The 25,111-nt window shown below is 41.6% G+C and carries 31 protein-coding genes; 17 read left to right on the top strand and 14 right to left on the bottom strand.

Going from position 1 to position 25,111, the window contains the following annotated elements; genetic code table 11:
- The first annotated feature begins 54 nt into the window (after nt 1-54).
- Nucleotides 55-609 carry a DUF3365 domain-containing protein gene (locus tag PHR02_RS00155; protein ID WP_299987229.1) on the top strand — a complete coding sequence of 185 codons (555 nt, stop codon included), beginning with the start codon at nt 55-57 and terminating at the stop codon, nt 607-609.
- A 21-nt stretch (nt 610-630) separates the two neighbouring features.
- On the opposite strand, the gene rny is transcribed toward PHR02_RS00155, so the two are convergent.
- Both rny and PHR02_RS00145 read right to left on the bottom strand, forming a co-directional pair.
- Nucleotides 631-2,199: a ribonuclease Y gene (rny, locus tag PHR02_RS00150; protein WP_299987226.1), complete on the bottom strand. Its 1,569-nt coding sequence runs from the start codon at nt 2,197-2,199 to the stop codon at nt 631-633.
- Entirely contained in the window at nt 2,105-2,749 is a 645-nt protein-coding gene (locus tag PHR02_RS00145) for a 5-formyltetrahydrofolate cyclo-ligase (protein ID WP_299987224.1), read from the bottom strand. Before PHR02_RS00145 ends, rny begins: the two co-directional genes overlap by 95 nt.
- Before the next feature lie 58 nt (nt 2,750-2,807).
- On the opposite strand from PHR02_RS00145, the gene PHR02_RS00140 reads away from it, so the two are divergent.
- Genes PHR02_RS00140 through PHR02_RS00120 form a run of 5 tightly spaced genes read left to right on the top strand, consistent with a single transcriptional unit; the run spans nt 2,808 to nt 6,590 of the window.
- Nucleotides 2,808-3,359, top strand: coding sequence for a TlpA disulfide reductase family protein (locus tag PHR02_RS00140; RefSeq protein ID WP_299987221.1), 552 nt, complete (start codon nt 2,808-2,810; stop codon nt 3,357-3,359).
- Nucleotides 3,360-3,361: 2 nt separating this feature from the next.
- A complete protein-coding gene (gene ftsY, locus PHR02_RS00135; protein WP_299987218.1) occupies nt 3,362-4,249 on the top strand; it encodes a signal recognition particle-docking protein FtsY in 888 nt (295 codons plus the stop codon).
- On the top strand, nt 4,249-5,601 hold the full coding sequence (radA, locus tag PHR02_RS00130) for a DNA repair protein RadA (protein WP_299987215.1): 1,353 nt from the start codon (nt 4,249-4,251) through the stop codon (nt 5,599-5,601). Before ftsY ends, radA begins: the two co-directional genes overlap by 1 nt.
- 45 nt (nt 5,602-5,646) lie before the next feature.
- Complete coding sequence (locus PHR02_RS00125) at nt 5,647-5,919, top strand: hypothetical protein (RefSeq protein WP_299987212.1); 273 nt, start codon at nt 5,647-5,649, stop codon at nt 5,917-5,919.
- Complete coding sequence (locus tag PHR02_RS00120) at nt 5,910-6,590, top strand: carbonic anhydrase (RefSeq protein WP_299987208.1); 681 nt, start codon at nt 5,910-5,912, stop codon at nt 6,588-6,590. Before PHR02_RS00125 ends, PHR02_RS00120 begins: the two co-directional genes overlap by 10 nt.
- Before the next feature lie 7 nt (nt 6,591-6,597).
- Here PHR02_RS00120 and PHR02_RS00115 read toward each other — a convergent pair whose 3' ends face one another.
- Nucleotides 6,598-7,392: an ABC transporter permease gene (locus PHR02_RS00115; RefSeq protein ID WP_299987205.1), complete on the bottom strand. Its 795-nt coding sequence runs from the start codon at nt 7,390-7,392 to the stop codon at nt 6,598-6,600.
- Between the two features lie 100 nt (nt 7,393-7,492).
- Here PHR02_RS00115 and fliL point away from each other — a divergent pair, with 100 nt between their 5' ends.
- From fliL to PHR02_RS00100, 3 genes are read left to right on the top strand one after another with little or no spacing between them, the layout of a single operon-like run.
- The gene (fliL, locus tag PHR02_RS00110) at nt 7,493-8,038 is read left to right on the top strand and encodes a flagellar basal body-associated protein FliL (protein WP_299987202.1); all 546 of its coding nucleotides are present in this window, start codon (nt 7,493-7,495) and stop codon (nt 8,036-8,038) included.
- The gene (acpS, locus tag PHR02_RS00105) at nt 8,035-8,385 is read left to right on the top strand and encodes a holo-ACP synthase (RefSeq protein ID WP_299987199.1); all 351 of its coding nucleotides are present in this window, start codon (nt 8,035-8,037) and stop codon (nt 8,383-8,385) included. The genes fliL and acpS overlap by 4 nt, the downstream gene beginning before the upstream one ends.
- Before the next feature lie 13 nt (nt 8,386-8,398).
- Nucleotides 8,399-8,698 carry a hypothetical protein gene (locus tag PHR02_RS00100; RefSeq protein ID WP_299987196.1) on the top strand — a complete coding sequence of 100 codons (300 nt, stop codon included), beginning with the start codon at nt 8,399-8,401 and terminating at the stop codon, nt 8,696-8,698.
- Here the strand turns inward: PHR02_RS00100 and thiS are convergent, their stop codons facing one another.
- Genes thiS through PHR02_RS00065 form a run of 7 tightly spaced genes read right to left on the bottom strand, consistent with a single transcriptional unit; the run spans nt 8,699 to nt 15,273 of the window.
- Nucleotides 8,699-8,899 carry a sulfur carrier protein ThiS gene (thiS, locus tag PHR02_RS00095; protein ID WP_299987193.1) on the bottom strand — a complete coding sequence of 67 codons (201 nt, stop codon included), beginning with the start codon at nt 8,897-8,899 and terminating at the stop codon, nt 8,699-8,701.
- 8 nt (nt 8,900-8,907) lie between these two features.
- A complete protein-coding gene (locus PHR02_RS00090) occupies nt 8,908-9,420 on the bottom strand; it encodes an ankyrin repeat domain-containing protein (RefSeq protein WP_299987191.1) in 513 nt (170 codons plus the stop codon).
- 3 nt (nt 9,421-9,423) lie between these two features.
- Entirely contained in the window at nt 9,424-10,413 is a 990-nt protein-coding gene (locus PHR02_RS00085) for an SAM-dependent methyltransferase (protein WP_299987189.1), read from the bottom strand.
- Complete coding sequence (locus PHR02_RS00080) at nt 10,403-11,623, bottom strand: TolC family protein (RefSeq protein WP_299987186.1); 1,221 nt, start codon at nt 11,621-11,623, stop codon at nt 10,403-10,405. Before PHR02_RS00080 ends, PHR02_RS00085 begins: the two co-directional genes overlap by 11 nt.
- Nucleotides 11,580-12,752, bottom strand: coding sequence for an aspartate aminotransferase family protein (locus PHR02_RS00075; protein WP_299987184.1), 1,173 nt, complete (start codon nt 12,750-12,752; stop codon nt 11,580-11,582). The genes PHR02_RS00080 and PHR02_RS00075 overlap by 44 nt, the downstream gene beginning before the upstream one ends.
- Nucleotides 12,752-14,485, bottom strand: coding sequence for a molybdopterin-dependent oxidoreductase (locus PHR02_RS00070; RefSeq protein ID WP_299987182.1), 1,734 nt, complete (start codon nt 14,483-14,485; stop codon nt 12,752-12,754). The genes PHR02_RS00075 and PHR02_RS00070 overlap by 1 nt, the downstream gene beginning before the upstream one ends.
- Nucleotides 14,482-15,273 (bottom strand): HlyD family secretion protein, encoded by a 792-nt coding sequence (locus PHR02_RS00065; RefSeq protein WP_299987180.1) that lies wholly within the window; start codon nt 15,271-15,273, stop codon nt 14,482-14,484. Before PHR02_RS00065 ends, PHR02_RS00070 begins: the two co-directional genes overlap by 4 nt.
- Before the next feature lie 114 nt (nt 15,274-15,387).
- On the opposite strand from PHR02_RS00065, the gene PHR02_RS00060 reads away from it, so the two are divergent.
- Nucleotides 15,388-16,350 (top strand): chemotaxis protein, encoded by a 963-nt coding sequence (locus tag PHR02_RS00060; RefSeq protein WP_299987177.1) that lies wholly within the window; start codon nt 15,388-15,390, stop codon nt 16,348-16,350.
- Between the two features lie 42 nt (nt 16,351-16,392).
- Here PHR02_RS00060 and PHR02_RS00055 read toward each other — a convergent pair whose 3' ends face one another.
- The 3 genes from PHR02_RS00055 to PHR02_RS00045 are packed head-to-tail and all read right to left on the bottom strand — an operon-like array spanning nt 16,393 to nt 19,824.
- Nucleotides 16,393-17,748 (bottom strand): sodium ion-translocating decarboxylase subunit beta, encoded by a 1,356-nt coding sequence (locus PHR02_RS00055; RefSeq protein WP_299987174.1) that lies wholly within the window; start codon nt 17,746-17,748, stop codon nt 16,393-16,395.
- A gap of 7 nt (nt 17,749-17,755) precedes the next feature.
- On the bottom strand, nt 17,756-19,582 hold the full coding sequence (locus PHR02_RS00050; protein ID WP_299987171.1) for a biotin/lipoyl-containing protein: 1,827 nt from the start codon (nt 19,580-19,582) through the stop codon (nt 17,756-17,758).
- An 8-nt stretch (nt 19,583-19,590) separates the two neighbouring features.
- The gene (locus PHR02_RS00045) at nt 19,591-19,824 is read right to left on the bottom strand and encodes an OadG family protein (protein ID WP_299987169.1); all 234 of its coding nucleotides are present in this window, start codon (nt 19,822-19,824) and stop codon (nt 19,591-19,593) included.
- Between the two features lie 175 nt (nt 19,825-19,999).
- Between PHR02_RS00045 and ppa the strand changes: the two genes are divergently transcribed.
- Entirely contained in the window at nt 20,000-20,521 is a 522-nt protein-coding gene (gene ppa, locus PHR02_RS00040) for an inorganic diphosphatase (RefSeq protein WP_299987166.1), read from the top strand.
- Between the two features lie 6 nt (nt 20,522-20,527).
- A complete protein-coding gene (locus PHR02_RS00035; RefSeq protein ID WP_299987163.1) occupies nt 20,528-20,824 on the top strand; it encodes a hypothetical protein in 297 nt (98 codons plus the stop codon).
- Between the two features lie 2 nt (nt 20,825-20,826).
- On the opposite strand, the gene PHR02_RS00030 is transcribed toward PHR02_RS00035, so the two are convergent.
- Entirely contained in the window at nt 20,827-21,342 is a 516-nt protein-coding gene (locus tag PHR02_RS00030) for a hypothetical protein (RefSeq protein WP_299987160.1), read from the bottom strand.
- A 260-nt stretch (nt 21,343-21,602) separates the two neighbouring features.
- On the opposite strand from PHR02_RS00030, the gene PHR02_RS00025 reads away from it, so the two are divergent.
- From PHR02_RS00025 to PHR02_RS00005, 5 genes are all read left to right on the top strand, one after another.
- A complete protein-coding gene (locus tag PHR02_RS00025; RefSeq protein ID WP_299987158.1) occupies nt 21,603-22,130 on the top strand; it encodes a transglycosylase SLT domain-containing protein in 528 nt (175 codons plus the stop codon).
- A gap of 46 nt (nt 22,131-22,176) precedes the next feature.
- Nucleotides 22,177-22,347, top strand: a complete 171-nt coding sequence (locus PHR02_RS00020) for a hypothetical protein (RefSeq protein WP_299987156.1) — start codon at nt 22,177-22,179, stop codon at nt 22,345-22,347.
- A gap of 133 nt (nt 22,348-22,480) precedes the next feature.
- Entirely contained in the window at nt 22,481-23,428 is a 948-nt protein-coding gene (locus PHR02_RS00015; protein WP_299987153.1) for a DUF523 and DUF1722 domain-containing protein, read from the top strand.
- A 3-nt stretch (nt 23,429-23,431) separates the two neighbouring features.
- On the top strand, nt 23,432-24,805 hold the full coding sequence (locus PHR02_RS00010) for a deoxyribodipyrimidine photo-lyase (RefSeq protein WP_299987150.1): 1,374 nt from the start codon (nt 23,432-23,434) through the stop codon (nt 24,803-24,805).
- Between the two features lie 62 nt (nt 24,806-24,867).
- A partial coding sequence (locus PHR02_RS00005; RefSeq protein ID WP_299987147.1) for a PAS domain-containing protein occupies nt 24,868-25,111 on the top strand: 244 nt, incomplete at its 3' end.

Genomic DNA, 25,111 nt, shown 5'->3' with positions numbered 1-25,111 from the left:
AAAGTTCTAAACTATCTGATAAAATTATGTAAATCATAATTTAAGGATATAATAATGAGACGTTTTTTCGTCATTCCTCTCACGCTCGCTTCCACGCTTTTGATCGCGTCACCCTCAGTAGAGGAACAAGCAACCCTAAAAGGGAATCAGATTTCCAACGCATTACTCCAAAAACTCGGCGGTGAGCTCAAAAGCCAAATGCAGACCGGCGGCCCGATGGTGGCACTCCATTTTTGCTCTCAAAATGCCCTCACCCTCACTGAACAAATAGCCAAAGAATCAAAAACATCCATCAAACGCATTAGTATCAACAATCGCAATCCGGTCAATAAAGCCAACAAAGTCGAAACAGCTCTTTTAAATGAATGGGATAATCTGGTTAAAAATGGTCAACCTCTCCCTGCTCAAAAACTCGTTAATGTATCGGACAGCACCATCATGTTTTATAAACCGATTGTGATCAATAATGAAGCGTGTTTGAAATGTCATGGAAATATCGAAGGGGAATTAGCGAAAGCAGTCAAGGCGACCTATCCAGACGATAAAGCGATAGGGTATAAAATGGGAGATTTACGAGGGATGATTGCGATAGCAATCGACCAAGACTAAGAGGATTACCCCTTAGTCTTTTTAACGAGCGTATTCAACCGCTCGACTCTCGCGGATAACACTTACTTTAATTTCACCCGGAAACTGCACTTTTTGAGAAATCTCATCGGCAATCTCTCGGGCGATCAATACCGTCTCATCATCATTGACACTTTGTGCACTCACGATAACCCGTACTTCACGCCCCGCATTGATCGCGTAGGCTTGTTTAACCCCTGCTTTTTGAGTGGCGATCTCTTCGATCTCACTTACCCGGCGTAAGAAACTCTCCAACACTTCCCTGCGAGCACCCGGACGGGCAGCTGATAGGGTATCAGCTGCACATACCGCCGCACATTCGATACTTTTAATCTCTTCATGCCCGTGATGGGCATAAATAGCGTTAATCACCACTGGATCTTCATTATATCGACGGCATAACTCTGCCCCGATATCAACATGGTTTCCACCGTTTTCTTGGGTAAGTGTTTTACCGATATCATGCAGTAATCCTGCACGGCGGGCGAGCTTCACATCTCCTCCCATCTCAGCAGCCATAATTCCGGCTAAATGAGCTACTTCGAGCGTATGCGCCAGCGCATTTTGTCCGTAACTGGAGCGGTATTTGAGACGACCGATCAGTTTCATCAGTTCAGGATGGATACCCCCTATCCCTAAATCCAGAACAATCTCTTCCCCTTCGCGGGTCATCGCTTCATCAAATTCATCGCATACTTTTTGGTATACCTCTTCAATCCTTGCAGGTTGAATACGTCCATCTTGAACTAAAAGTTCAATCGTTTTGGTTGCGATAGCACGGCGATAGAGATTAAAGGAACTCACGATAATCGCATTCGGTGTCTCATCGATGATAATATCGACTCCGCTCACCATCTCTAACGCTTTAATATTACGCCCCTCTTTCCCGATAATACGCCCTTTAAGCTCATCATCATCGAGGTGAATAACACTAATCAGCCGCTCTGCGGCATACTCTCCCGCAAACCGTGACGTTGCCTGCGCTAAAATATAATTTGCTTTACGTTTGAGCTGCTCTTTGGATTGATCCTCAAGCTCGCGCATTTGGTGCGCTAACTCTAAACGGGCATCTTCACGTACTTGTTCTAAAAGAATCGTTTTAGCTTCCTGTGCCGATAGTCCGGCACGTTGTTCTACGATCACCTTGATTTGTTCACTTTTTTGGCGGTAGTCTTCTTTTAATTTCTCTAAAGCACGTTCGTTACGTTCTACATTGATACGCCGATTTTCAACGTTAGATCGCTCTAATGCTATTTTTTCTTCTTCGTTTTGACGAAGCAGTTCAAACTCTCGCTCAGAACGTACGATTTTTTCTTCACGCGTTGAGAGATCTTTTTTGACCTGATCATACGTCTCATCGTAGTGTTTTTGCGCCTCTTTTTCGATCTCACGTGATCTCAGGGAAGCACGTTCTAGAATCAAATGTGCTTCATTTTCAATCGCTTTTGCTTTTGCTTTGGCTTGTTCTAAATAAAGATCAAATTGCCCTGCGGTAATCTTTTTTGAAATTAAAAATCCGACCAACCCGCTGATGATGGCGACTGCGCCACCGACTAGAAGGCTTTCTAACATTGGTTTTCCTCATGCCCTGAACCCCTTGAGGGGTAATGAGCAGGTCTCCTTGCACATCATAATCATCACATACATTTTGCATCGTTTGACACGCGCATGATTGAATAAAAATCGTAAATGGTTTCGTTTTCAGGGTCGGAAAAAATCGATCATACATCCCTTTGCCGAAACCTACTCGGCGCAATGACCCGTCTACCCCTACAACAGGGACAATAGCTACATCTATTAAATTATATTTTCTATACGAATCCCGAGGCTCATAAATCCCAAAAGTCTTACGTTCCAACGGGTATCTCAATGGTACCATTTTGAAACTGACGCCATCCATAAACGGTAAATATACTTCTTTTGTATGGCGTAGTAATTTTATCGTTTTTCGGATATCCGCTTCAAAACCCATCGGCCAAAATAACAATATGCGATTAAAAGGAAATTGTCTCAATATCGTCTCTAATGTAGCACGTATTCTTGCATCACGAGAGTATTTTGTACTGGGGTTAAGACCCTTCAGCTGCTTCAAACAATCGGCTCTAAAATCGCTTTTGGACACTTTTTACCTTTGCTTTGTTATAATCTCTCTAATTTTATCTTATTAAAGGTCAACATTGATGCGTTTTTCAACACTTCTAATCCCTTTACTCTCTCTCACCCTCTTGTTTCAAGGTTGTGGAGAAGAATCTTCCGATGAAGCGATGGTTTCAACAGCGAACTTTGCCCTCATGGATACCCAAGGCAAAAGCTATAATGTAGAAAAAAAGGGGACTAACTTCACCCTCGATGTGGGTGAAGATAAAGTCGTATTGTTTGATATCTTTGCCACATGGTGCCCACCATGTCAAGCCGAAGCAAAACATCTCGGTAATTTGCAGAAAAAATACGGAGAAGATTTGATTATCATGGGTATAACGATCGAAGAGGACAAAAGTAATGCCGATTTGGATGCGTTTCGTGAAAAAAACAAGGGGGGCGATTACCTCATCTCCAACAAAGCTGATAACAAAGAGCTTGCACGTGCCATCGCATCAACCATCGGTGTAGGACAACAATTTCCGATCCCTTTGATGGTTTTATATAAAAATGGCGAATATGTCACCCACTATGCCGGTGCGACACACGAAGAGATCATCGATCACGATATTGCTACCGCTTTAGGAAAATAAAGATGTTCAGTTTTATCAAGAAAGGACTTCAAAAAACACTCGAGGCGATCAGTACCATTATCCCTGAGAAAAAAGCGACCATTAGCAAAGATGATCTTGAAAATATCCTCCTCGAAGCCGACGTTGAATACGATCTCGTTGAAATCATCCTCCGAGAACTGTATCAAGATAATATTACCCGCGAGCAACTCCGTTCCAAACTCCTCGCAACTCTCAGTTATGCACAAAACACCCTCCCCGATAATCCCGAGAAACCAACGGTTAGCCTTATCATCGGTGTCAACGGTGCAGGTAAAACCACTACCATTGCGAAACTTGCGCAACATCACCTCAACAACGGTGAGCGTGTTATCCTCGGCGCGGGAGATACTTTCCGTGCCGCTGCTATCGAACAGCTCACAAGATGGGCGGATAAACTGGATGTTCCGATCATCTCTTCTCGTCAGGGCCATGATCCAAGCGCCGTTGCCTACGACACCATTGAATCGGCAAAAGCACGAGGGTTTGAACAAGTTATCATTGATACTGCCGGACGGCTCCATACCCAAACAAACCTCGGGAATGAGCTCAAAAAAATCGTCCGTATCTGTGATAAAGCGCATACAGGCTCACCACACCACAAAATCCTAATCCTAGATGGAACACAGGGCTCTTCGGCGATTGCCCAAGCCAAAGCCTTTAATGAGATGGTAGGAGTCGATGGAATAATTATCACCAAACTCGATGGCACCGCAAAAGGGGGATCAGTATTCTCTATCGCCTACGCCCTCTCCCTCCCAATTCTCTACATCGGAGTCGGTGAACAGCCGGAGCATTTAATACCGTTTAACAAATACGAGTTTGTGGATGGGATTTTGGATGCTATTTTTGGGGAAGAATCCAACAAATAATGGCAAAGAAAAAAAACGTCCTCTTTGAATGTCAAAACTGCGGGTTCACTACCCCAAAATGGATGGGTAAATGTACCAACTGTGGCGGCTGGGATAGTTTTGTCGAACTAAGTGAACAACAACAAGAGACCATCAAACTCACCTCTTCTTCTTCCCCATCAGGCGGTGTAAAAGCCAAAGAGATTACTCAGATCGTCGAAGAACATACCGAACGCTTCAGCAGTGACGATGCCGAGCTGGATATGGTTCTCGGAGGGGGTGTTGTTCCCGGTTCACTGGTGCTCATCGGCGGGAGTCCAGGGGTCGGGAAATCAACCCTGCTTCTGAAAATCGGCTCAAACCTAGCAAAGCAGCGCCGCAACGTCCTCTACGTATCAGGAGAGGAGAGCGAAGGGCAGATTAAACTTCGAGCGAATCGTCTGGGAGCCAATGTCGATAACCTCTATCTCCTCGCCGAGATACGACTAGAACAAGTTCTTGCCGAACTGCATGAACGCGCTTATGAGTGCATTATCATCGACTCGATCCAAACCCTCTATTCCGAAACCATCGCTTCTGCACCCGGATCGGTGACGCAGGTACGACAGATCACCTTTGATCTGATGCGTATCGCCAAAGAACGTCGCATCGCTATCTTCATCATCGGGCACATCACCAAAGAGGGCTCCATCGCAGGGCCGCGCGTTTTGGAGCACATGGTCGATGTCGTCCTCTATTTCGAAGGGGACAGCGGACATGAACTGCGAATTTTGCGTGGATTTAAAAACCGTTTCGGACCTACGAGCGAAATCGGGGTATTCGAGATGCGTCACGACGGTCTGGTCTCGGCAAAAGATCTCTCATCGCGCTTTTTTAACCGCACTAAATCCCAAAGCGGTTCCGCCCTCACCGTTATCATGGAGGGGACTCGCCCCATCGTTCTCGAAGTGCAAGCACTGGTAAGTGACACCCATGCTCCTAACCCAAAACGACAAGCGACAGGATTTGAGAACAATCGCCTCAATATGCTTCTCGCACTACTAGAGCGAAAACTCGAAATACCGCTCAACAGCTATGATGTTTTTATTAATATCACGGGAGGAATCAAAATCACCGAAACCTCCGCCGATTTAGCGATTCTCGCCGCCATCATCAGCAGTTTCCGCAACCGTGCCATCTCCAAAGAGACGGTGTTTATCGGCGAAGTCTCCCTTGTTGGTGATATTCGAGAGGTTTATCAGCTTGATCAGCGGCTTAAAGAGGCTGCTTCTCAACAAATCACTAAAGCATTAATTCCAAAAAAACCAATTGAGAAAACAGCAATCAAATGTTACGAAATTGATGAAGTGAGTAAACTTTTGGAGTGGTTTTAACCTAAAATTTCGTATAATAAACCCATCATAACCTAAGGATATTTTATGCCAGTATGTTCTATTTTTGCCGATCATAAATCTGAAGAGCGTTATTCCAAACTCTCGTTGGCTTACTCTACCGAAGAGGAACACCAAATGATCGAGGAAGCAATCACAATGTGCACCCCATTATGTTCTATATCGCCAAATATCTACGGCGGGGATGTTACTGGTGGCAAACGTATGGTTACTATCGAATATCATGATGATTGTGATCGTGAAGGCGGAAATGTTTTTGAAGCGATCATTAAAAAATTAGGAATTGAACAGTGTCATTAAGTGCCAGTGCCTCTGATCAGAGCACTCAAAGACTCAAAGAATTTGCGGAAGGAAATGAAACCTTTCAAAAAACCTATTTTAAAAAGCATGAAACACAACTTTTAAATCTTGTAAAAGAGGGACAAAATCCTCGTGCTCTTTTTATCGGTTGTTCTGATTCTCGCGTCATCCCCGATTTAATTGTCCAGTCCAATCCGGGAGATTTGTTTGTCATTCGCAACGTTGGTAACTTTGTTGCACCCTACAAACCCGATGAAGATTTTCACTCAACAGCTGCAGGGATCGAATACGCCGTAGGTGTATTGGAAGTCTCTGAAATAATTATCTGCGGACATTCACACTGCGGAGCTATCGAAGCCCTTTACAAAAACAGTTGTGATACTACCATGGTACACACAGCAAAATGGCTCACCTTGGGTGAAAAAGCAAAATCAATGGCAATGCTTGCACTGGGGGGTAATGCTCTCAAAGAAGATTTATACCGTGCGACAGAGCATCTCTCCATCATCACCCAAATCGAAAACCTTCTTACGTACCCTTACGTTAAAAAATTGGTTGATGAAGATAAACTCTTTATCCATGGATGGTACTACGATATCGAGACAGGTGGCATCGAATATTATGATCCGGATACCTACCAATTCCGACCGCTCAGTGAACTTGGGGAATAATGGTTTTCTAAATATCTAAATACAAAAAGAGCGATGATAAAAAATAGTTGGTAATAAAAATAGCTACGGCGGAATAGACAACGGCGTAAATCGTCGATTGTCCGACACCACGCGCTCCACCACTAGTGTGATAGCCAATATAACTCCCGATTGAGCTGACAATAAACCCAAAGACCGCCGCTTTTATGACACCTGTCATGATGTCATTAAACTCACCTAAGCGCATCAATGTCTCTTGATACGCTATTGGATTAATCCCCAAAACACCGGTTGAAATTACATACGCTGAGCCGATGGCGATAAAGTCAAACCAAATAACTAACAAAGGCAATGAGATAACCGTTGCAATAATACGAGGCGTGATCAAATACTCTTTTGAATCTACCCCTAAAATATCAATTGCATCGATCTGTTCGCTCACCCGCATCGTCCCAAGCTCCGCTGCCATCGCACTAATAGAGCGGGAAATCAACATCAACGAAGCAAAAACAGGGCCAAGCTCTTTCGTAATAGAAAGGAAAATGGTATAGCCGATAAAATTTTCAATACCAAACTGATGAAATCCATCATAAAGTTGGATCGCTTCAACCATACCGGTAAAAAGGGCGGTCAACGTAACAACGCCCATACACCCAAGACCGATCACTTCGATCTGAGTTAATACGATTTTGTACCGTTTAAACGCTAATGGATAGAGTTTAAAAAGAGAAAATTGAAATAAAATAAAAAAACCGAAACGCTCAATTACATCGTAAAAATGGAGAAACGGCCGACCAACATACCCTAAAAATGTCACTAGCATAAATTTTCCTTCTTTTCTTGGAGTAAGTTTAGCCAAATCAAACCAAAATTCAAAAGTTTCGCGCTACAATAACCAAACTACTTGTACCGAGGAGCTATGGATGGCCGATAAAGAAGAAAAAGAAGAAATAAGTACCGAGGGTGGAGAAAAGAAAAAATCCAATCTTTTATTAATCATTATTATTGGTGTTTTGTTTTTAATTTTGGTCATTGGTGCGGTTGTCGCATTTTTAATGATGGGAAATGAAGAACCCGCTGCAACTAATGGTGCTCCTACACAACAAGAAGCCTCAGCAGATGCACCTAAAGAAGATGCGGAACCAAGTGATTCGTCATTAACTGAAGTAGGTCTCATGTATCCTCTTGATGGATTCACCGTTAATCTTTTAAGTGAAAGTGGTAAACGCTATCTGAAAGTAGAAATGAATTTAGAGCTAGAAGGTGAAGAATTGTCACCTGAGCTCGATACCAAAAAACCTGTTTTCCGAGATGTAATCATCCGTATTTTAAGTTCAAAATCACTTGAAGAGATCTCAACCATCAAGGGAAAAGAGAAACTCAAAGAGCAATTGGTCAATGAGCTTAATATGCGCCTCAAAGATGGAAAAGTTAAAAATGTTTACTTCACTGACTTTGTGGTGCAATGATCGGCATCGACCTCATTAAACTCGATCGGATGAAACGTTTTATAGAACGTTTCGGCGACCGAGGTCTCCGTAAATTTTTATCTGAAAATGAAATAGTGTTAATTAACAATCCTCGTAGTGCTGCAGGCTTTTGGGCTGCCAAAGAGGCGTGTTCAAAAGCACTGGGATGCGGTATTGGAGCCGAATGCGGATTCCACGATATCATCATTTCAAAAACACCCAAAGGCGCTCCGATACTAAACCTCACGCCTAAAGTAATGGAGTATTTTTCTATTACCGATACCTCGGTATCTATCACCCATGATGGTGATTACGCTATCGCCGTCGTAGCACTCCAACGATCCTAAGTAAGGCAAAACCATGCAAACACCAGAACTCATGAGTATCCAAAAATACGCATCCACATACCGTACCAGTATCTTTAGCGTAATCAAAAAGACCATGAATGGCGAATTACCTACCGTTGTTAAAGAGGAAAATGGCAAAGAGGTGACCTATATCGTTATTAAGGCTTTATCGGCAAATACTCAACATGAGTCACACAATATTCAAAACGAAGAATCTGAAATCGATTATAAAAAAGCGTATGAAGATTTAAACAAAGAGTATCTAATACTAAAGACTAAATATCAAAAAATGGTTGAGATGTTAGAGGGGTAATCACCCTCCCCCGACAAAATCGAGCAACTCTATCGTATCACCCTCTTTTAAGCGTGCATCTTTCCATCCATCTTGTTTCACAATCTCCATATTAAGCGCTGAAGCCATTACGCGTTCTTCTAAACCTAATGATCGAATGAGATCAAGCATACTTGATCCTTCTGCCATCTCTCTCATTTCACCGTTTACTTTGATCTGCATCATTACTCCTACATCGACATTTTAATAAGTTGAGCGATGGCGAAATTTTTCTTTGCCATTGCAAAATCGTACGCGGTTGCACCGTCATTGTTTTTCAAATGAGGATCGGCGTGTGCTTTGAGCAAAAAATCAACCACCTTTTCATTGGAACTGAACGCGGCTTGATGAAGGGGAGTGATACCGTCGTTATTAGCGAGATTTACATCCGCTTTACGCATCACTACAAACGTCACAAGTTCCAAATCTTTTTTCTTTACCGCTAAGATCAAAGCGGTATTGCCCTGAAAATCTTGCGCGTTAATATCTGCACCGTTGTCAAGTAATACTTGCGCAATTTTCAGGTCAGACATTTTAATCGCGACATGTAGTGCGCTGAGTCCTGCGCCATTTTGCTCATCCACATTTTTGTTTGTTTCCAAATGCTTTTTGAGTTTATCCAGATTTCCCTCAAAGGCACAATCGTGCAATATTCCCGCATACAGAAAATTACTCACCAAAAGGATCATTCCCATCAAACGCATCGATTACTCCTTTACAAAGCGTATCATCTTAAATCGCTCCCCCATCAACGAAGGGGTGATTAATATTTTTACTTTTTCAAGTTCTTGGGCATAAATATCATCCCCTGCATGTTCTTTGAGCATCGCTAATAAATCTAAGATACCCATCTCAATCAGCGCAACCAACTGAGTAGAATACTGAATACATTCAATTCCTGCTTCCAAAAATGCATCTTTTACGTGGGTAAAGTTGACATCATAGGTAATGTCCGTTTTACCGAAAGCATCAGTACGATTAAGTACATCATCAAACAAAGGGAAGGTTTGATGTTCTTGATAGACACGAATCGAAAAATCACTCCGTGCGCTCAGTTCTCCGTAATCAAAACTCATAAATTCAAATTTTTTAGCGGTGTTTTTCATCGCCATGGCAAACGATTCGTAGCCTATCGCGATCTCACCTCGATCTTGCTTATATTTTTCGGCCAATTGTGTTATTTTAGGATCATTTTCCTCGAAAAGAATCTCATGGTTCTCAACGTGTGCGATGTTCCCTTTATAAAAAAGTTCACAGCTAAATGCATCAAAAATTTCATTAGCAATAAAAAAAATCGATTCTTCACGTATTTCTGAGAGCTCATTGTAGTGCTCTAAGTGTACAGCATTGCCAAAAGATTCTTCGAAATACGATCTTTGGGCACTACGAAGATGCTCAAACCGTTCATTGATCCCAAAACGAAGGGTCTGGAGTAATTGCGGACGAAGCGTATGGATAAATTCGATAATGTCCGCTAACAAGTAGCCATGATGGGCACCAATCTCACAAATTAACGAATCTGGACGTAGGAAACCATCATCCAGACGTTTGATGATATGTTTAGCGATTGTCCCGCCAAAAAATTTCGAAGTACTTACAGCCGTATAAAAATCACCCTTTTTCCCGATAGGATGATACGAGGCGTAGTACCCCTCTGCTCCATAAAGCCACTCATGCATGTAGTCACTAAATCGCACGGTTCACCTTTTCATACAAATTTAGCAGTTCAAGTTGCGTATCCAGCTCAATAATCGCTTTCTCAAGCTCTTGAATTTTTGCTGAGTTCGAAAGCATTTTCACATCGTACTCTGTTTTATATCCTGCCTTAAAAAGCTCCTCCGTATCTCGTAGAAGCTTTTCGTAAAGTTTTTGGTTATCTTCTGCCAAAAGAATCTTTTTTTTGCTGTTATTGAGATTATGACTTACTTGTTGATAGAGTGCTTTAAGCTCCCTCTTTTTATCATTCATCATAATGGTCGATTTCAAAGTTTCGATACGAGAAACTTCCAAATCACGAAAAGTATTCAATGCAATCGGCATCGACGCACTCAAACCATACGTCTGATAATTGCTTTCAACCGAAATGCTCCCCGGCATTCCGGCAAATTTAGAATCTTCGATCTTGTTGCGGTTATATGAAGCGTTTACATTTATCTGTGGAAGATATTTAGCCCTTGTCATGTTTGCATTCCATCGATTCTTTTCGATCTCACTGCGAGAAAGGGCTAAATCAATCGCTTCCGATTCAAATGTCTCTGCCCCAAGCCATTTTAGATTAGGAATCGGCGTTGTTTGATGGGGAGCGTCACTGATGCTCTCATAAGCACTGATAAGACGTTCTCGAAGCGTTTGAGTATCGTACAGCGTTTGGGTGAGCACATTTTTCTCTATAATCGCATTATCCAAAAAGCCCGAATCGAGTTCACCATGAAGATAGCTCTCGGTTTTAAGTTCGAGGTTCAGCCCTGCATTTGAGATCAAAAGTTCTTGCTTAGCAAGTCGCAAATCGCTTTGGCGTATTTGCATCAGCAAAGATACAGCCTCCTTGATCAGCTTCTGTCGTGCTGCATCAATCGAAAGATCTGAATAACGTCGTGATGCCTCGGCAAATTTAATCCCATAGTAAATACCGCCGCTGCGAAAAATCGGTTGATCAATAGATACTATCGTATTTTGAGTTGTCCCATCACTGTCGTATTGATCACTTTTCGTGTACGTATAACGAAGCATCAACGGTTCAATCCATGAATCTCGAAGCATATCACTTTGGAGCTCAGAGGTTCGATAATCAAGGGCAAACTGCTCCTCTTTTAAAGTAGAGAGGAGCGTCTCTCCCGCTGTTAACGAATATCCGACAAAGAGACTACAAAGAAGCCATCGCTTTTTCAAGACGTGTAAACCCTTCATCAATATCTCCTTTGGTGATCGTCAGCGGAGGGAGAAAACGGAGCGTATTACGTCCCGCTTTTAAAACAATAACTCCGGCCTCACGTGCAGCATTGATGATTTTACCAAGGGTATCTGCATCCACAACACGAAGACCGCGCATCATTCCCAATCCAACATGCTCTAAAAAGATAGCAGGATGAGACGAAGCAAATTTAGCTAATGCTTTTTCAAAATAAAGGAGGTGTTCATCCAGTACCCCACTCTCTTTGATCTCTGAGAGAATATCAAGCACTTCATTCGCCGCTGCACAGGAGAGGTAGTTCCCCCCGAAAGTCGAACCGTGATCACCGGGGGCAAAAATATCTTTTTTAGAGGTCATAACCACACCGATCGGAACTCCGCCGCCAAGACCCTTTGCCAAAGTAATGACATCAGGTTCAATCTCATAAAGGTTAGAAGCCAAAAATTCGCCTGTGCGATAGATGCCCGTTTGGACTTCATCCACCATCAGCAAAATGTCACGTGATTTTAGCATCTGCGCTAATGCTTGAACTTTTGCACGATCTTGTGGCTGAACACCGCCCTCACCTTGAACCAATTCGATCATAACCGCTACGGTATGATCATCGATCAACGATTCGATTTCATCAATATTTTTAGCATACACAAACCCATCCGGAAACGGTCCGAAATAGTTATGCATCGACTCTTGTCCTGTCGCTTTCAGTGCCGTGATCGTACGTCCGTGGAATGAGTGATCAAGGGTGATGATTTTATAACGCTTCGCCTGTCCTTCAACCTCTCCGTATTTTCGAGCGATTTTAATCGCCCCCTCATTTGCTTCAGCACCGCTGTTTCCAAAAAAACACTTCATGTCATAACCGCTCAATTCAACGACTCTGCGCGCACATTCGCCTTGCGGTTCAATGTAATAGAGGTTAGAGACATGAATTACTTTATTCACTTGATCGCATATTGCCTTATTGAGGCGTTCATTGGCGTGTCCGACACTGCACACGGCAATTCCTGCGGCAAAATCGATATACTCTTTTCCTTCATTATCAAACAATAGGGCATTTTTCCCTTTTTCAAAACTGATCTTTTGTCGCCCGTATGTAGGCAATACGTAATTTTCAAAATTATTCATCATTTTTTTGTTACCTTTATTTTAGTTTCTTGATAGACTGCTCCCTCACCCTCATAACTCAAGAGTGCGGGAGTGATTACATTCGCATCCGGTGTCCCCGAATAGATCAATACACAATCATTCCGCAACCGCCTATCATGATACACGAGCATATCAACCGATCCTGATTTGCTCGTAAGCTCTACGGTTATCCCCTCTTCAAAACCGGCTTCAGGGTGCATATAGACTCCCTTGGCTTGATAGAATTGTGAGTTGAGCCCTTTTGGATGTTTTGACGTTATCAAATGAAACCCTTCACTCTTGTCAATCTCCAAATCAAGCTCATCCGAAAATTCAAATACTCCGTTTTCAAATCCTGTTTCATAAGGGATCTTAGGGGCATTCAAACGATACCCTACCCCCTCAGAAATCTCCATCTGCTCTCGAAGCTTTGCCCTACACGTTTCCTCACTCACCAACACTTCTCCAAACGCTTCACACAACGAAAGTGCTAGATCATATTCACTAATCCCTATCTCACACTCAACTAATCGTGGCATCTCTTGAAACGTGTAGTCTCCATACGAACTGCGAAAATCATTTTTTTCCAAAAATGTTTTTGCCGGAATCACTAAATCCGAAGCTAAAGAGGTTTCATTCTCATAAAGACCAAAATAGACTTTGAATCCTGCATTTTCAAAAGAGGCTTTTACTCTTGTGGTTGCAGGCATCTGAGAGAGCGGATTACCCCCTTGAACGAAAACACAATTATACTTTGAAAAATCAACAGTTGCCTTACTCACGCGATGAGCTATTTTTTTAAACGGAAGTTCAATCCCCTTTAAAGAATCCCCCAAATAGCTGACACCGCACCCCTCTTTGCCAAAAAGTCCCATAATAGCCGCAAAGCTGTCAATGGCATGAAGAATATCAGCTCCGTTACGATATTTTTGGACACCGACACCAACGAAGATAACACACTTTTTCCCACGTATCAGATCCAAAACGGCACCTATTTGCCCTAAACTAACGTCAATCGCTTCCAAAGTTGTTTTGATTCTTAGGGTTTGGCTTAATTCATAAAAACTATTATACTCACTCGCATGTGCTTCCAAAAATTCTTCATCTTGTAACCCCTCGATGATTGCAAAACGGCTCAATAAAAGTGCGAGATGGAGATCACAATGAGGCTTGATTTGGATGTGTAAATCTGCTTTTTTGGCCATCTCAGTTTGGATAGGATCGATCACAATGATATTTTTTCCCTCTAAAAACGGCAAAAGATGGCTATGCGTCGTATGGGGGTTACGTCCCCAAAAAATGACAGTTTCCGTACTTTTGAGCATCTGAGGGGTTATGATTTCATTGCTTCCACGTCCACGTAAAATACCGGCTTCTCCGGCACTATCACACAGTGAACCTGAGGTGCCTACTGCATTAATCGAAGCAAAAAAGTGCTCTGTTGAACGCTGTAGCAACCCCACATTCCCAGAACCTCGATAATACAAAATGGAATTACTTTTGCCGCTTTTCATGGCTCCTATCAACGCTTCAAGTGCTTCATCCATCGTTACAATTTCGCCGTTTAATCTCGGAGTGATAAGCCGTTTTTGTTCATGAAAATGGTTGAGATTCGGGCACAAATAGCCGCGTGTCACGGGATGAGTTTTATCCCCTTTGAGCTTTGTATGTTCATCGATTACAATGCGGCAAGCATCATAGCAATCAAGCGGACAGGCAGTTGTTAACATCATTTGAATTCTACTTTGATCAATTGTGAAAATTGTGCCGGAGGGACAATCAAAATCTCTGCACGATAACTGGAAAGTTTTGATGCATCAGCGATTTTCCATAATCGATCAATTTTATAGGGACTTTTTACCCCATTCAAATAAATCTTTTTATGTTGAACCTCCGAAACCTCCGAAGCGCTAAGGTACACCGTCAATTTCGCTTTACGCACATCAGCAATCTGCGCTAGAGGTGTACCCGGATTCACGAAAGCTGAAGGTTTGATCGAGAGCTGATACAAGACATAGCCCGGTGCACTTAGATGCTTGTCCACAATACTTTTTTGTAGCTGTGAGCGGCGAAGTTTGAGGTCACCTAGCGAAATATTAAGAGACTCAATCTCTTTTTGAATACTCAACAGCGAATTACGGCTGTTGATAAGATCAAAATATTCTCGATCTTTTTCAACCGCTGATTTAATTTTTAGCTCTTTGATCCGATCAAAATTTGCTTGTTTCATCTCAATAATTTGTTGATAATTCTCTCCCATTTGGCGATTATGTTCGAGTGTCTTTTGAAGAGCGTTTATTTTGGATTCAACACTTTGTAATTCCACTTTATCGAGTTTATCATCCATTACAATATAGGACTTTTTCCCCAACACTTTTCCTTGACTCGCGCTATCGGTATAAAGAACTTCAGCAGAGACGTTGGAGGTGACATTTAATATCTCATAAGGCTCTGCTTTTGCATAGTATTCTTTGGCATAACTTGTGCTCAATACGATTAAGATAACGATTAATAGACGCACTCATGCCCCTTGTAGAGATTTTATCGCTATTTTACAGTCACCACCCTTTAGTTTTTAGTAAAAAAATCTCTCGAATAGGATATGATAAACAAATATAAATAACCCGAGGTTACTATGTCTCTTTTAGAACATGTCGATGCCGCGACCAACTTAGCTAAAAATAATGAAGTACAGCTTTTGGTTTTTAAAATTGATGCTGCAGAATCGTCCCCGTATTACGCGATTAACGTTTTTAAAACACGTGAAGTTGTTGAAGCGAAACGTCATCATCTCACACAAATTCCGGGTGCTAATCCTTTATTGGAAGGTACAATCGTTTTACGTGAAATGCAAATCCCCATTCTTAATCTTCCACGATGGCTCGGTGTAGAACTTGAAGACGCAAACCGTAAATCATCGAATCTTTTGATTTGTGATTTCAACGGTATTATTATCGGTATTCGTATTATGTACGCTTATCGTGTCATTAAAAAGAACTGGAATGAAATGCACTCACCCGATAGCTACCGACTCGGTGATGATGGTCTGGTGATCAATGATACCCGTCTCGATGATGGAAGTTTATGTTTAGTTCTTGATTATGAAAAACTTCTCGCTGAAGTCATCCCTCAAGCGATGGTGAATGTTGAATCGGCAACCAACTCACTTGCTGGAATTACTATCCCCGCAAAACTCAAAAACGGTGTCGTCTTGATTGCTGAAGATTCTAAAACGGCACAACGTCATTTAAGACAAATTTTCGAACACGCACACATCAGCTATCAAATTTTCAATAATGGTAAAGATATGATTGAGTTTATTGCGCGACATCCAAACCCCTCATCTATCCCCGCCATTATCACCGACATTGAAATGCCTGAAATGTCAGGTTTTACCGTTATTCAGCGCCTTAAAGGCAATCCTGAAACAAAAGCAATCCCGATTATCGTCAATAGTTCCATGACAGGGGATAATAATAAAAGAGAAGCAGCCAATTTAGGTGCTGATGGCTTTATCGACAAAACTAAAAGTGAAAATATTTTACCGTTGATTGTAGAGAAAATGAATGATATGGAAATACGTTTAATTGGAAGATAACGCGTGATAAAACTCAACCTCGATAAGAGGTTGAGGGATAGTTTACTTAAATAATGCGATCATAACCCCAGCAGCTACGGCTGAACCGATAACTCCTGCAACATTAGGACCCATTGCATGCATCAATAGCATGTTTGTAGGATCTTCTTTCATCCCCTCTTTATGCGAAACACGTGCCGCCATTGGAACCGCAGAAACACCGGCTGAACCAATCAATGGATTAATTTTCTCTGCACTGAAAAGGTTCATAAATTTCGCCATCAATACCCCAGCAGCTGTACCTGCAGAGAACGCCAAAAGACCAAGAATCAAAATCGCCAATGTATCGACAACCAAAAACTGATCGGAAGCGAGCTTTGATCCAACACCGAGACCTAAGAAAATTGTAACAATGTTGATCAAAGCATTTTGCATCGTATCACTAAGACGATCTACAACGCCGGATTCTTTAAAGAAATTACCCAAAGCAAATGCCCCAACCAATGGAGCCGCATCCGGCAAGATCAAAACAACCAACATCAAGACGATCAATGGGAAAACAAGTTTTTCCAAACGGCTAACGTGACGTAATGTACGCATACGAATTTTACGCTCAGCCGGAGTGGTCAACGCTTTCATAATCGGAGGTTGGATAATCGGTACCAGCGCCATATACGAATACGATGCGACCGCAATCGCCCCAAGAAGCTCAGGTGCCAATGCCGTCGCAATAAAGATCGACGTCGGGCCATCCGCTCCACCGATGATACTGATCGCCGCAGATTGCTGAAGGGTAAAATCAAATACGGTTGTGTATTGACTGAGTGCATACGCCCCCACCAATGTTCCAAAGATACCAAACTGAGCCGCGCCACCTAATAGGGAGAGCTTAGGATTTGCCAGCAAAGGACCAAAATCGGTCATCGCGCCAACCCCCATAAAAATTAAGAGCGGAAACAATCCACTCTCAATCCCCATGCTATAGATAATCCCCAAAAATCCTTGAGGTCCTGCAATGTCCGCAATAGGAATATTGGCTAAAAGACCTCCAAAAGCGATTGGAAGAAGCAAGAGCGGTTCAAAATCTTTTGCAATTGCAAGGTAAAACAACAAAAAGGTGATCATAAACATGATAATGCGTCCCCACGTTTGGTGGAAATCGCTCATCGGCTCACCATGAGAGGTTAAAACACCCTCTTTTGGATTCATCAGTGCATTGATACCGGTAGTTTGATAAAAGCTTTCCATCATTTGAGACGCACTTTGAGGGGTGTATGTCTCTTCACGATGAGTTGATGCTGCTGCATGATGAGAAGTTGCATTAACCTCTACCGCAGTAGCCGAAGTTGCCACATCAGTCGCCATTGCAGAAGTTGAAAACATCCATACTGCAATTAAAGAATATAAAATACTTTTCATCGGCTGCTTATCCTACGACTGCGAGAGCTTGACCCTCGATTACTTTATCATTCGGGCGAACAAGAATGCTTTGAATAACACCGTTGCATGGGGCTACGATATCAATCTCCATTTTCATCGATTCGAGGATCATGATTTTATCCCCTTCATTAACTACTGTTCCCGCTTCAGCTAGCACTTTAAAAACTGAACCGGGAAGCATTGCGCGCACTTCTGCACCTTCAGCAACCGGTAATTCATCGCGTGCTTCAGCAGCGGTTGCGACATGAGGAACAACTTGAACATCGACATTGCCTGCCGCGATTTGCACATTGTATTTTTGACCGTCTACTACAACCGTGTAGTTTCCATTCGCATTTGGCATTGTTTTATTTCCTTCTGATTTGATTGGTATTGGTGCGTGCCCCGCTGGTACTACCGCTTCGGGGATGTTTTTTCGAACATTGAGTTCAGCTTCCCCTTTTAGGAAGGTGATCCCTTTTTCATCACATGATGCCGCAATAAAAATATTTTCATCATTCACAGCAATCCCTTCGTTTTCAAGACGTTTTGTCCAGAAAGCGATTGATTTTGTCTCATCTTTATCGGCAAGATCGATTGCTTTTTCGTTTGTCGGTGCTAGCGCGAGCTGCTCAGAGGCAATACGGACGATTTCAGCGTCCGGAGAAACCGGAGTTTTACCAAAATATCCAAGTACCATACGTCCATAACCCGGAGCGATTTTTTTCCATGGCCCCATCAATGCATTGTTAAGTGCTTGTTGAAAATAAAATTGAGATACCGGAGTTACTGAAGTACCGTATCCCCCTTTTTCTACCACTTCACGCATTGCACGAATTACTTCAGGATAACGATCCAAAATGTTGTTATCACGCATCATTTGGGTATTAGCCGTCAACGCACCACCCGGCATTGGTGAGAAAGGGATCAAAGGTGAAACCTGTGTCGCTTCCGGCGGCATGAAGTAGTCTTTCAAACAATCTTGAAGAACATCTTCATAGGTAAGAATTTTTTCAAGTTCTAATCCGCCCAAATCGTAGTTCATCCCTTTGGTCGCATGAAGCATCGTCAAAATATCCGGTTGTGATGTACCGCCGCTCACCGGAGCAGCTGCCATATCGATACCGTCAATCCCTGCATCTAGTGCGGCGAGATACGCTGCAACACTCACACCCGCAGTTTCATGAGTGTGAAGACGTAAATGGGTCCCCTCAGGAACAAGACGACGCGCCATTTTAATCGTTTCATGGATTTTGTGAGGACTAGAGGTTCCGCTCGCATCTTTAAAACAAATAGAGTTGTAAGGAATACCGGAATCCAGAATTTCGCGTAATGTACGCTCATAGAAAGCAACATCATGCGCCCCCTCACACCCGGCAGGAAGATCCATCAACGTAACAACGATTTCATGTTTCAAGCCATGGTGTGCAATACGTTCACCCGAATATTTAAGATTCTCAACATCATTAAGAGCATCAAAGTTACGGATAGTAGTTGTTCCATGCTTTTTAAACATTTTGGCATGCAAATCGACTAATTCACGGCTTCCGGTATCAAGCATAACGGTATTTACACCGCGTGCTAACGTTTGAAGATTTGCTTCCGGCCCTACGATAGCGCGAAAACGATCCATCATATCAAACGCATTTTCATTTAGATAAAAGAATAGACTTTGAAAACGTGCACCGCCGCCAAATTCAAAATGGGTGATTCCCGCTTCTTTTGCCGCTTCGACAGCAGGAAAGAAATCTTCCATAAGGACACGTCCGCCAAAAACGGATTGAAATCCGTCACGGAATGTCGTATCCATAATATCAATGTATTTTTTGGCCATTTTGATTCCTAGTTTTGAGTAGTTTGATGATGGTGAATTGCCGCTGCGATAGCCGCAACTTTCGCTTTATCATCACTGCGTTTAGCTTGTGCTCTTGGAGTCGGTTCAGGAGCTTTCGGCGCTTCAGGAGCATATTTCAATATTATCTTGGACATAAACTGAGTCAAATAGTTCATAATAATTAAGAACGTAAATACTGTACCCATCCCAAGAAGCATAATTTTGACACTTTCAAAAAACACACGTGATCCTTTTAATGTAATCAAATCGTAACGCGCAGATTTTACCTGATTCCTGTTTAAAAAATATTTACCGCTTGGCAGATAAACAATTATTGTTAAAAAGATGTTACCCTACGCTATTTTTAAAATTTGATTGGCTACAATCCCATCATTAAAAAGAGAAAGAGGTATTCTTATGGATTTAAATAAAATCGGTTACGGCGAAAACCCGGATAAAGTTAAAGCGATTATTGAAATCGCATGCGGATCAAACATAAAATATGAAGTGGAAAAAGAGAGCGGTGCGTTAGTCCTTGATCGCGTAATGCACTCAGCAATGTATTATCCTGCAAACTACGGCTTTGTAAACAAAACTCTTTCTCAAGACGGTGACCCTGCGGACATCTTGATCCTGACTGAATACCCTATGGTTGAGGGGTGTGTTACCAACTGTCGTCTTGTCGGTGTATTGATCATGGAAGATGAGAGCGGTATCGATGAAAAACTTCTCGCGGTTCCAACCTCTAAAATTGACCCTACGTTTGAAGAGATTCAAGATTTAGGCGATATTCCGCAACACACGTTAGCAAAAATCAAAAACTTTTTCGAAACCTACAAAATGCTTGAACCAGGTAAATGGGTAAAAGTAAAAGGGTTTGAGGACAAAGCATCTGCAACGAAAATCCTCGAAGATGCTATTAAAAACTATAAAGAGTAATCAACTATGATCGATTTCGGCTCTCAAGATATTTTTGCCTACGCCATTTTTGGACTTATTTTAAATTTTGTCTTTTCTATCGCGTTTGGTCTTTATCTCAGTAACAATATCGGAGTCGAAGAGATGATGATGTCAAAAGGTGATCGTGAACAGCCATGGTGGCTTTCACTCTCACTTGCCGTCCCTTTTGCTAAAATGCTCATCACCCTTTATCGTGTTGCTATCTTGCAACTCTACTTTCTCGATCAAGGAAAAAGTCATAAAGAATATTGGGTATATCTCACTTCACAAGACGACACTTAAGGTTACTTTTCTTCTTTAATACAAAACTTCTTGATTAACGTATCGTGCAATCCGACTTTTCCTTTTTCTGCCCCGCTTTGAGCTTTTTTCAGTCTGCCGTTCCACTCCTTGTTATCAAAATTCCGATCTATAAGTGCTATCCCTAGACGCAGCATCATTTCGCTGTAACTCTCAGCTGCATTTGCATAAAGTACACACCCCTCTTTAATTAACTCGTAATGATAGGATTGCTGTAGATGCAAATTTTCTTTTGCGAAGTGTCGATCAGATGGATGTGAACGATAAAAATGTTCTATTTCGTCTTGGCACTCTTTTGGATTTGCACCGTTGATTATCATTTGATCTAAGTTAATAATCCCAAACGGTTTACACTCGACATAGGTATTTTTATTCAAAAGAGTTTGCTTTGAATTATTGTGATTGGATAATAACAATCCTACGGTTATTTCACCGTACAAAGGGGTAAGTAAAATTATCACACTAAATAATCGGACAAAAAATGTTTCATTTTTACTCATGAGTGCTTTTTTTACCTTTTTTTTTACTACTTTTAGAAAACTTTTTACCTTGAAACTTAAAGCTATGGTAAATATTTCAACATTTTAGAACATAATAAACCGATATTATGGCCTAAACTTAAACATAGCTTTCCCACCAGTTGGTAGCATACCCCTATTTTCTATTACATTTTCTTAACTGATTCATTTAGAAAGGTCACACCATTGCTATATCCTCTCTAGTACCCTAAAATTTCATATTCCAAAATCGAGGTGCAAATTTGAGATTTCTTTTCCTACCACTGCTACTAGCGTTATCACTTTTTGGTGATTCAATGACCCCTAAACAACTCAACGTATTACAAACGGTTCGTGACGTCGCGAAATCGATTCCAGATCGAAACGGCAAAACCTATGAAAATACACTAAGTGCAATTTGTTTAACGGAGAGCAGTGCTGGAAAAAATACGATCGGTGATTTCAAACATAAAAAATCATTTACCAAAGCTTCTTTGGGACCGATGCAAATTCAAGTTGCTACCGCACGCCATGTCTCTAAAAATGTCAAAAAATTACGCTGGCTAAATACTCTTAGTGATGTACAGCTTGCCGGGCGTTTGTTAGGAGATATCAAACTTTCCGCTCAAATCGCTACCCATTATCTTGTTTTACTCCAAAATCAACGGTTGGATCATTTCTATGCTATCAGCGGATACAACGGTGGAATGGTCAACCGTCCTTATTACAATCGTGTTATGAAAAACATGGATGTCGTCAATCGTCTCCTCTCTTCTGGAAAACTCTCCTAATAGAAATAGTGTATAATATTCCAATTGATACCACTTGGAGAGAATTATGAATGATGAAAAGCTAAAAATAATACTTGCTCTTCTAAGCGGTATTGTATTTAGTCTTATCTTTATTCTTCTTGCATTTGTCCTCCCCGCAAATGAAAAACCAAAACAACTAACAAAACAAAACCCTAAAAATCACCTTGAAAAAATTTCTCAAGAACTCCGAAAATAATCATAGTGTGTCAAAAAAAAGGTACTAATATTATTTGAATCACTCTATACTTTCCTTGATGTGATACACTGTGTAGACTATAAGCCCGTATCGCTTGTCCTAGCAGAAAAAACTATTGTGAGATGGAGAGTATATGAAGATTGCAGTATCATCGTGTTTATTAGGTGAAAAAATACGTTTTGACGGTGGACATAAGCATGATCATTTCATCACGGATGAATTGGGTAAATTTACTGATTTTGTCCCTTTTTGCCCGGAGCACTTAGCCTTTGGCACCCCTCGCCCTTCTATCCGCTTAGTCAATCAAGAAAATATTATTCATGTTCAATCGAATAAAGACGGTGTTGATTTAACCCAGCGACTCGTTCAAACCAGCAACGATGAAATAATCAATCTTTCTCATCACCATTTATCAGGAATCATTTTTAAATCCAAATCTCCGAGCTGCGGGATGGGAAGTGCCAAAGTTTATCTTGAAAACGGTTTTTGTGAGGGGAAAGAAGATGGCGTGTTCGTATCGATGTGTAAAGAACGCTATCCGCTGCTCCCTATGGAAGAGGAGGGGCGCCTTCAAGATCCGTGGCTGAGAGAAAATTTTGTCATGCAACTCTTCGCCTACGATTCGTATGAAAAGTTTAAAGCTTCTGCTCCCTCTATCGGCGATTTAGTACGGTTTCATACAATCAATAAATTTATGCTTCAAGCAAAAAATGAAAAACTTTATCGAGAGTTAGGAAACGTGGTCGCTAATCGTGATGATAGTACACTGGAGAGCCGATTAGCACTCTATGAGCTTGGATTCAAAACCGCTATCTCTTCTAAAAGTTCGATCAAAAAAAACCGAAATGTCTTGGAACACATGGCTGGATTTTTTAAAAATGACCTAACAAAAACTGAAAAAGAGACCCTTCATCTGCACATTAGTGATTATGCCGAAAAAATCATTCCCCTGATCGTCCCCCTCTCAACCCTAGCCCTTTACGCGCAAAAATACAACACAACCTATCTTCTTGATCAAACTTTTTTAACCCCTTATCCTAAAACCTTGGCACTACGTTCACATTTAAATGCAGGAAAGTAGCGGATGAAACGGATATTATGGTTTCGTCGTGATCTTCGTGTTGAAGACAATCCCCTCCTTAGCCTCAAGGGGGAAGTTTTACCTATTTTCATTTTCGATACCGAAATACTCTCAAAACTCTCAAGCAACGATCGGCGCGTCACTTTCATTTATAATACACTCCTTAATCTCAAAAAATCGCTCCAAGATTTAGGGCTCGATCTGGCTATTTTTTATGGAAAGCCGACGGAGGTATTTAAGTGGCTTTTATCACATGATTATTATGATGAAGTCTGTGCCTCTGGTGATTATGATGCTTATGCGCTAAAGCGAGACCTTGAAGTCTCTCATTTACTCCCTTTTAATCTTCAACACGATACCTATATTTTTAGCCCCGATGAAGTGCTTAAAAGTGACGGTACCCCTTATTTGGTTTTTACCCCTTTTTACAACCGTGTAAAAATCCTCTTTAGCCCTGAGCACATGCGATGCCATCTTCAAGAAACACAAACGTTAATCGCGTGTGATTACACCCATTTACATATCATTCATGAGGATCATGTAACTATGACTTTGCTTACACTTAAAGCAATAGGATTTGAATCCCAAATACTTCCGCGTAAGCTATGCACGTTACCATTGGTAAAGCTCGACTCTTTTACTCGCTCTATTAACAGTTATTCTAAAAATCGTGATTTTATGGAACTTGATGCAACTTCGCAATTAAGTGCCGATTTGCGGTTTGGCACCATTTCAATCCGTGCGGTTTTACGCTGGATGCTAACTCAAAAAAAATCAGGAATCGATACTGAACCATTTTTTCGAGAGCTTATCTTTCGAGAGTTTTATGCGATGCTTCTATACCATTTTCCACACTTAAGCGAGCGCAATTTTCGCTATCCATTCAAAGGAGTTCCGAATGATGCATATTACGAAGCGTTTTGCAATGCTCAAACTGGAGTTCCCATTATCGATGCGGGGGTACGTGAACTCCTGACAACCGGTGAAATGCACAATCGTGTTAGGATGATCACCGCCTCTTTTTTTACCAAGAACCTTTTACTCCCGTGGCAATGGGGAGAAGCATTTTTTGCTCAGCATCTCAACGATTATGACGCAAGTTCTAATATCCTCTCGTGGCAATGGAGTGCAGGTACAGGGGTGGATCCTCAGCCTTATTTTCGTATTTTTAACCCCTATACCCAAAGTAAAAAATTTGACAAAGAAGCCTCTTATCTCTACAAATGGCTTCCTCAGTTAGCAACAATCCCGCCCAAAGTACTTTATCAGGAAGAGAAGTTAAGTGCGTTAGTTCTAAAAAATTATCCCTCTCCTATTGTGAATCAAAAGATCAGTGCCAAAAGAGCTTTAGAGTATTTTTCCAGCACTTCACAATAAAACTCTAAAAAATGTGCTATCATATTTACTAATAATATTTTTTGTTTTTTGCGGAGGAGCAAATGGATAATGAAATCTCCTTGTTACCGAACAAAGATTGCATAAACAATGAAGATGCACTAGAGTTTAGACGGCTTAAATTTGCCATCAGCTCTTCCGAAGACGGCATTTGGGAATATAATATTCAAAATAATACAACGTATGTCTCAAAACGGTGGCTAGAGATTATCGGTTACACGGAGAATGAGTATCATAGCTCCATCGAAACATGGAAAGCGATGCTCCACCCCGATGATGCTGAATATG

It is taken from the genome of Sulfuricurvum sp., from assembly GCF_028688295.1.
Lineage (GTDB): Bacteria > Campylobacterota > Campylobacteria > Campylobacterales > Sulfurimonadaceae > Sulfuricurvum.
Note: the sequence above shows the minus strand (reverse complement) of the source record. Positions and strands in the feature narration are given on the sequence as shown.

What these genes read in the sequence shown, in the direction of transcription:
- PHR02_RS00155 (WP_299987229.1), top strand. Translation starts at nt 55, where the DNA reads ATGAGACGTTTTTTCGTCATTCCTCTCACGCTCGCTTCCACGCTTTTG.
- rny (WP_299987226.1), bottom strand. Translation starts at nt 2,199, where the DNA reads ATGTTAGAAAGCCTTCTAGTCGGTGGCGCAGTCGCCATCATCAGCGGG.
- PHR02_RS00140 (WP_299987221.1), top strand. Translation starts at nt 2,808, where the DNA reads ATGCGTTTTTCAACACTTCTAATCCCTTTACTCTCTCTCACCCTCTTG.
- ftsY (WP_299987218.1), top strand. Translation starts at nt 3,362, where the DNA reads ATGTTCAGTTTTATCAAGAAAGGACTTCAAAAAACACTCGAGGCGATC.
- radA (WP_299987215.1), top strand. Translation starts at nt 4,249, where the DNA reads ATGGCAAAGAAAAAAAACGTCCTCTTTGAATGTCAAAACTGCGGGTTC.
- PHR02_RS00125 (WP_299987212.1), top strand. Translation starts at nt 5,647, where the DNA reads ATGCCAGTATGTTCTATTTTTGCCGATCATAAATCTGAAGAGCGTTAT.
- PHR02_RS00115 (WP_299987205.1), bottom strand. Translation starts at nt 7,392, where the DNA reads ATGCTAGTGACATTTTTAGGGTATGTTGGTCGGCCGTTTCTCCATTTT.
- fliL (WP_299987202.1), top strand. Translation starts at nt 7,493, where the DNA reads ATGGCCGATAAAGAAGAAAAAGAAGAAATAAGTACCGAGGGTGGAGAA.
- acpS (WP_299987199.1), top strand. Translation starts at nt 8,035, where the DNA reads ATGATCGGCATCGACCTCATTAAACTCGATCGGATGAAACGTTTTATA.
- PHR02_RS00100 (WP_299987196.1), top strand. Translation starts at nt 8,399, where the DNA reads ATGCAAACACCAGAACTCATGAGTATCCAAAAATACGCATCCACATAC.
- thiS (WP_299987193.1), bottom strand. Translation starts at nt 8,899, where the DNA reads ATGCAGATCAAAGTAAACGGTGAAATGAGAGAGATGGCAGAAGGATCA.
- PHR02_RS00090 (WP_299987191.1), bottom strand. Translation starts at nt 9,420, where the DNA reads ATGCGTTTGATGGGAATGATCCTTTTGGTGAGTAATTTTCTGTATGCG.
- PHR02_RS00080 (WP_299987186.1), bottom strand. Translation starts at nt 11,623, where the DNA reads ATGAAGGGTTTACACGTCTTGAAAAAGCGATGGCTTCTTTGTAGTCTC.
- PHR02_RS00075 (WP_299987184.1), bottom strand. Translation starts at nt 12,752, where the DNA reads ATGAATAATTTTGAAAATTACGTATTGCCTACATACGGGCGACAAAAG.
- PHR02_RS00070 (WP_299987182.1), bottom strand. Translation starts at nt 14,485, where the DNA reads ATGATGTTAACAACTGCCTGTCCGCTTGATTGCTATGATGCTTGCCGC.
- PHR02_RS00060 (WP_299987177.1), top strand. Translation starts at nt 15,388, where the DNA reads ATGTCTCTTTTAGAACATGTCGATGCCGCGACCAACTTAGCTAAAAAT.
- PHR02_RS00055 (WP_299987174.1), bottom strand. Translation starts at nt 17,748, where the DNA reads ATGAAAAGTATTTTATATTCTTTAATTGCAGTATGGATGTTTTCAACT.
- PHR02_RS00050 (WP_299987171.1), bottom strand. Translation starts at nt 19,582, where the DNA reads ATGGCCAAAAAATACATTGATATTATGGATACGACATTCCGTGACGGA.
- ppa (WP_299987166.1), top strand. Translation starts at nt 20,000, where the DNA reads ATGGATTTAAATAAAATCGGTTACGGCGAAAACCCGGATAAAGTTAAA.
- PHR02_RS00035 (WP_299987163.1), top strand. Translation starts at nt 20,528, where the DNA reads ATGATCGATTTCGGCTCTCAAGATATTTTTGCCTACGCCATTTTTGGA.
- PHR02_RS00030 (WP_299987160.1), bottom strand. Translation starts at nt 21,342, where the DNA reads ATGAGTAAAAATGAAACATTTTTTGTCCGATTATTTAGTGTGATAATT.
- PHR02_RS00020 (WP_299987156.1), top strand. Translation starts at nt 22,177, where the DNA reads ATGAATGATGAAAAGCTAAAAATAATACTTGCTCTTCTAAGCGGTATT.
- PHR02_RS00015 (WP_299987153.1), top strand. Translation starts at nt 22,481, where the DNA reads ATGAAGATTGCAGTATCATCGTGTTTATTAGGTGAAAAAATACGTTTT.
- PHR02_RS00010 (WP_299987150.1), top strand. Translation starts at nt 23,432, where the DNA reads ATGAAACGGATATTATGGTTTCGTCGTGATCTTCGTGTTGAAGACAAT.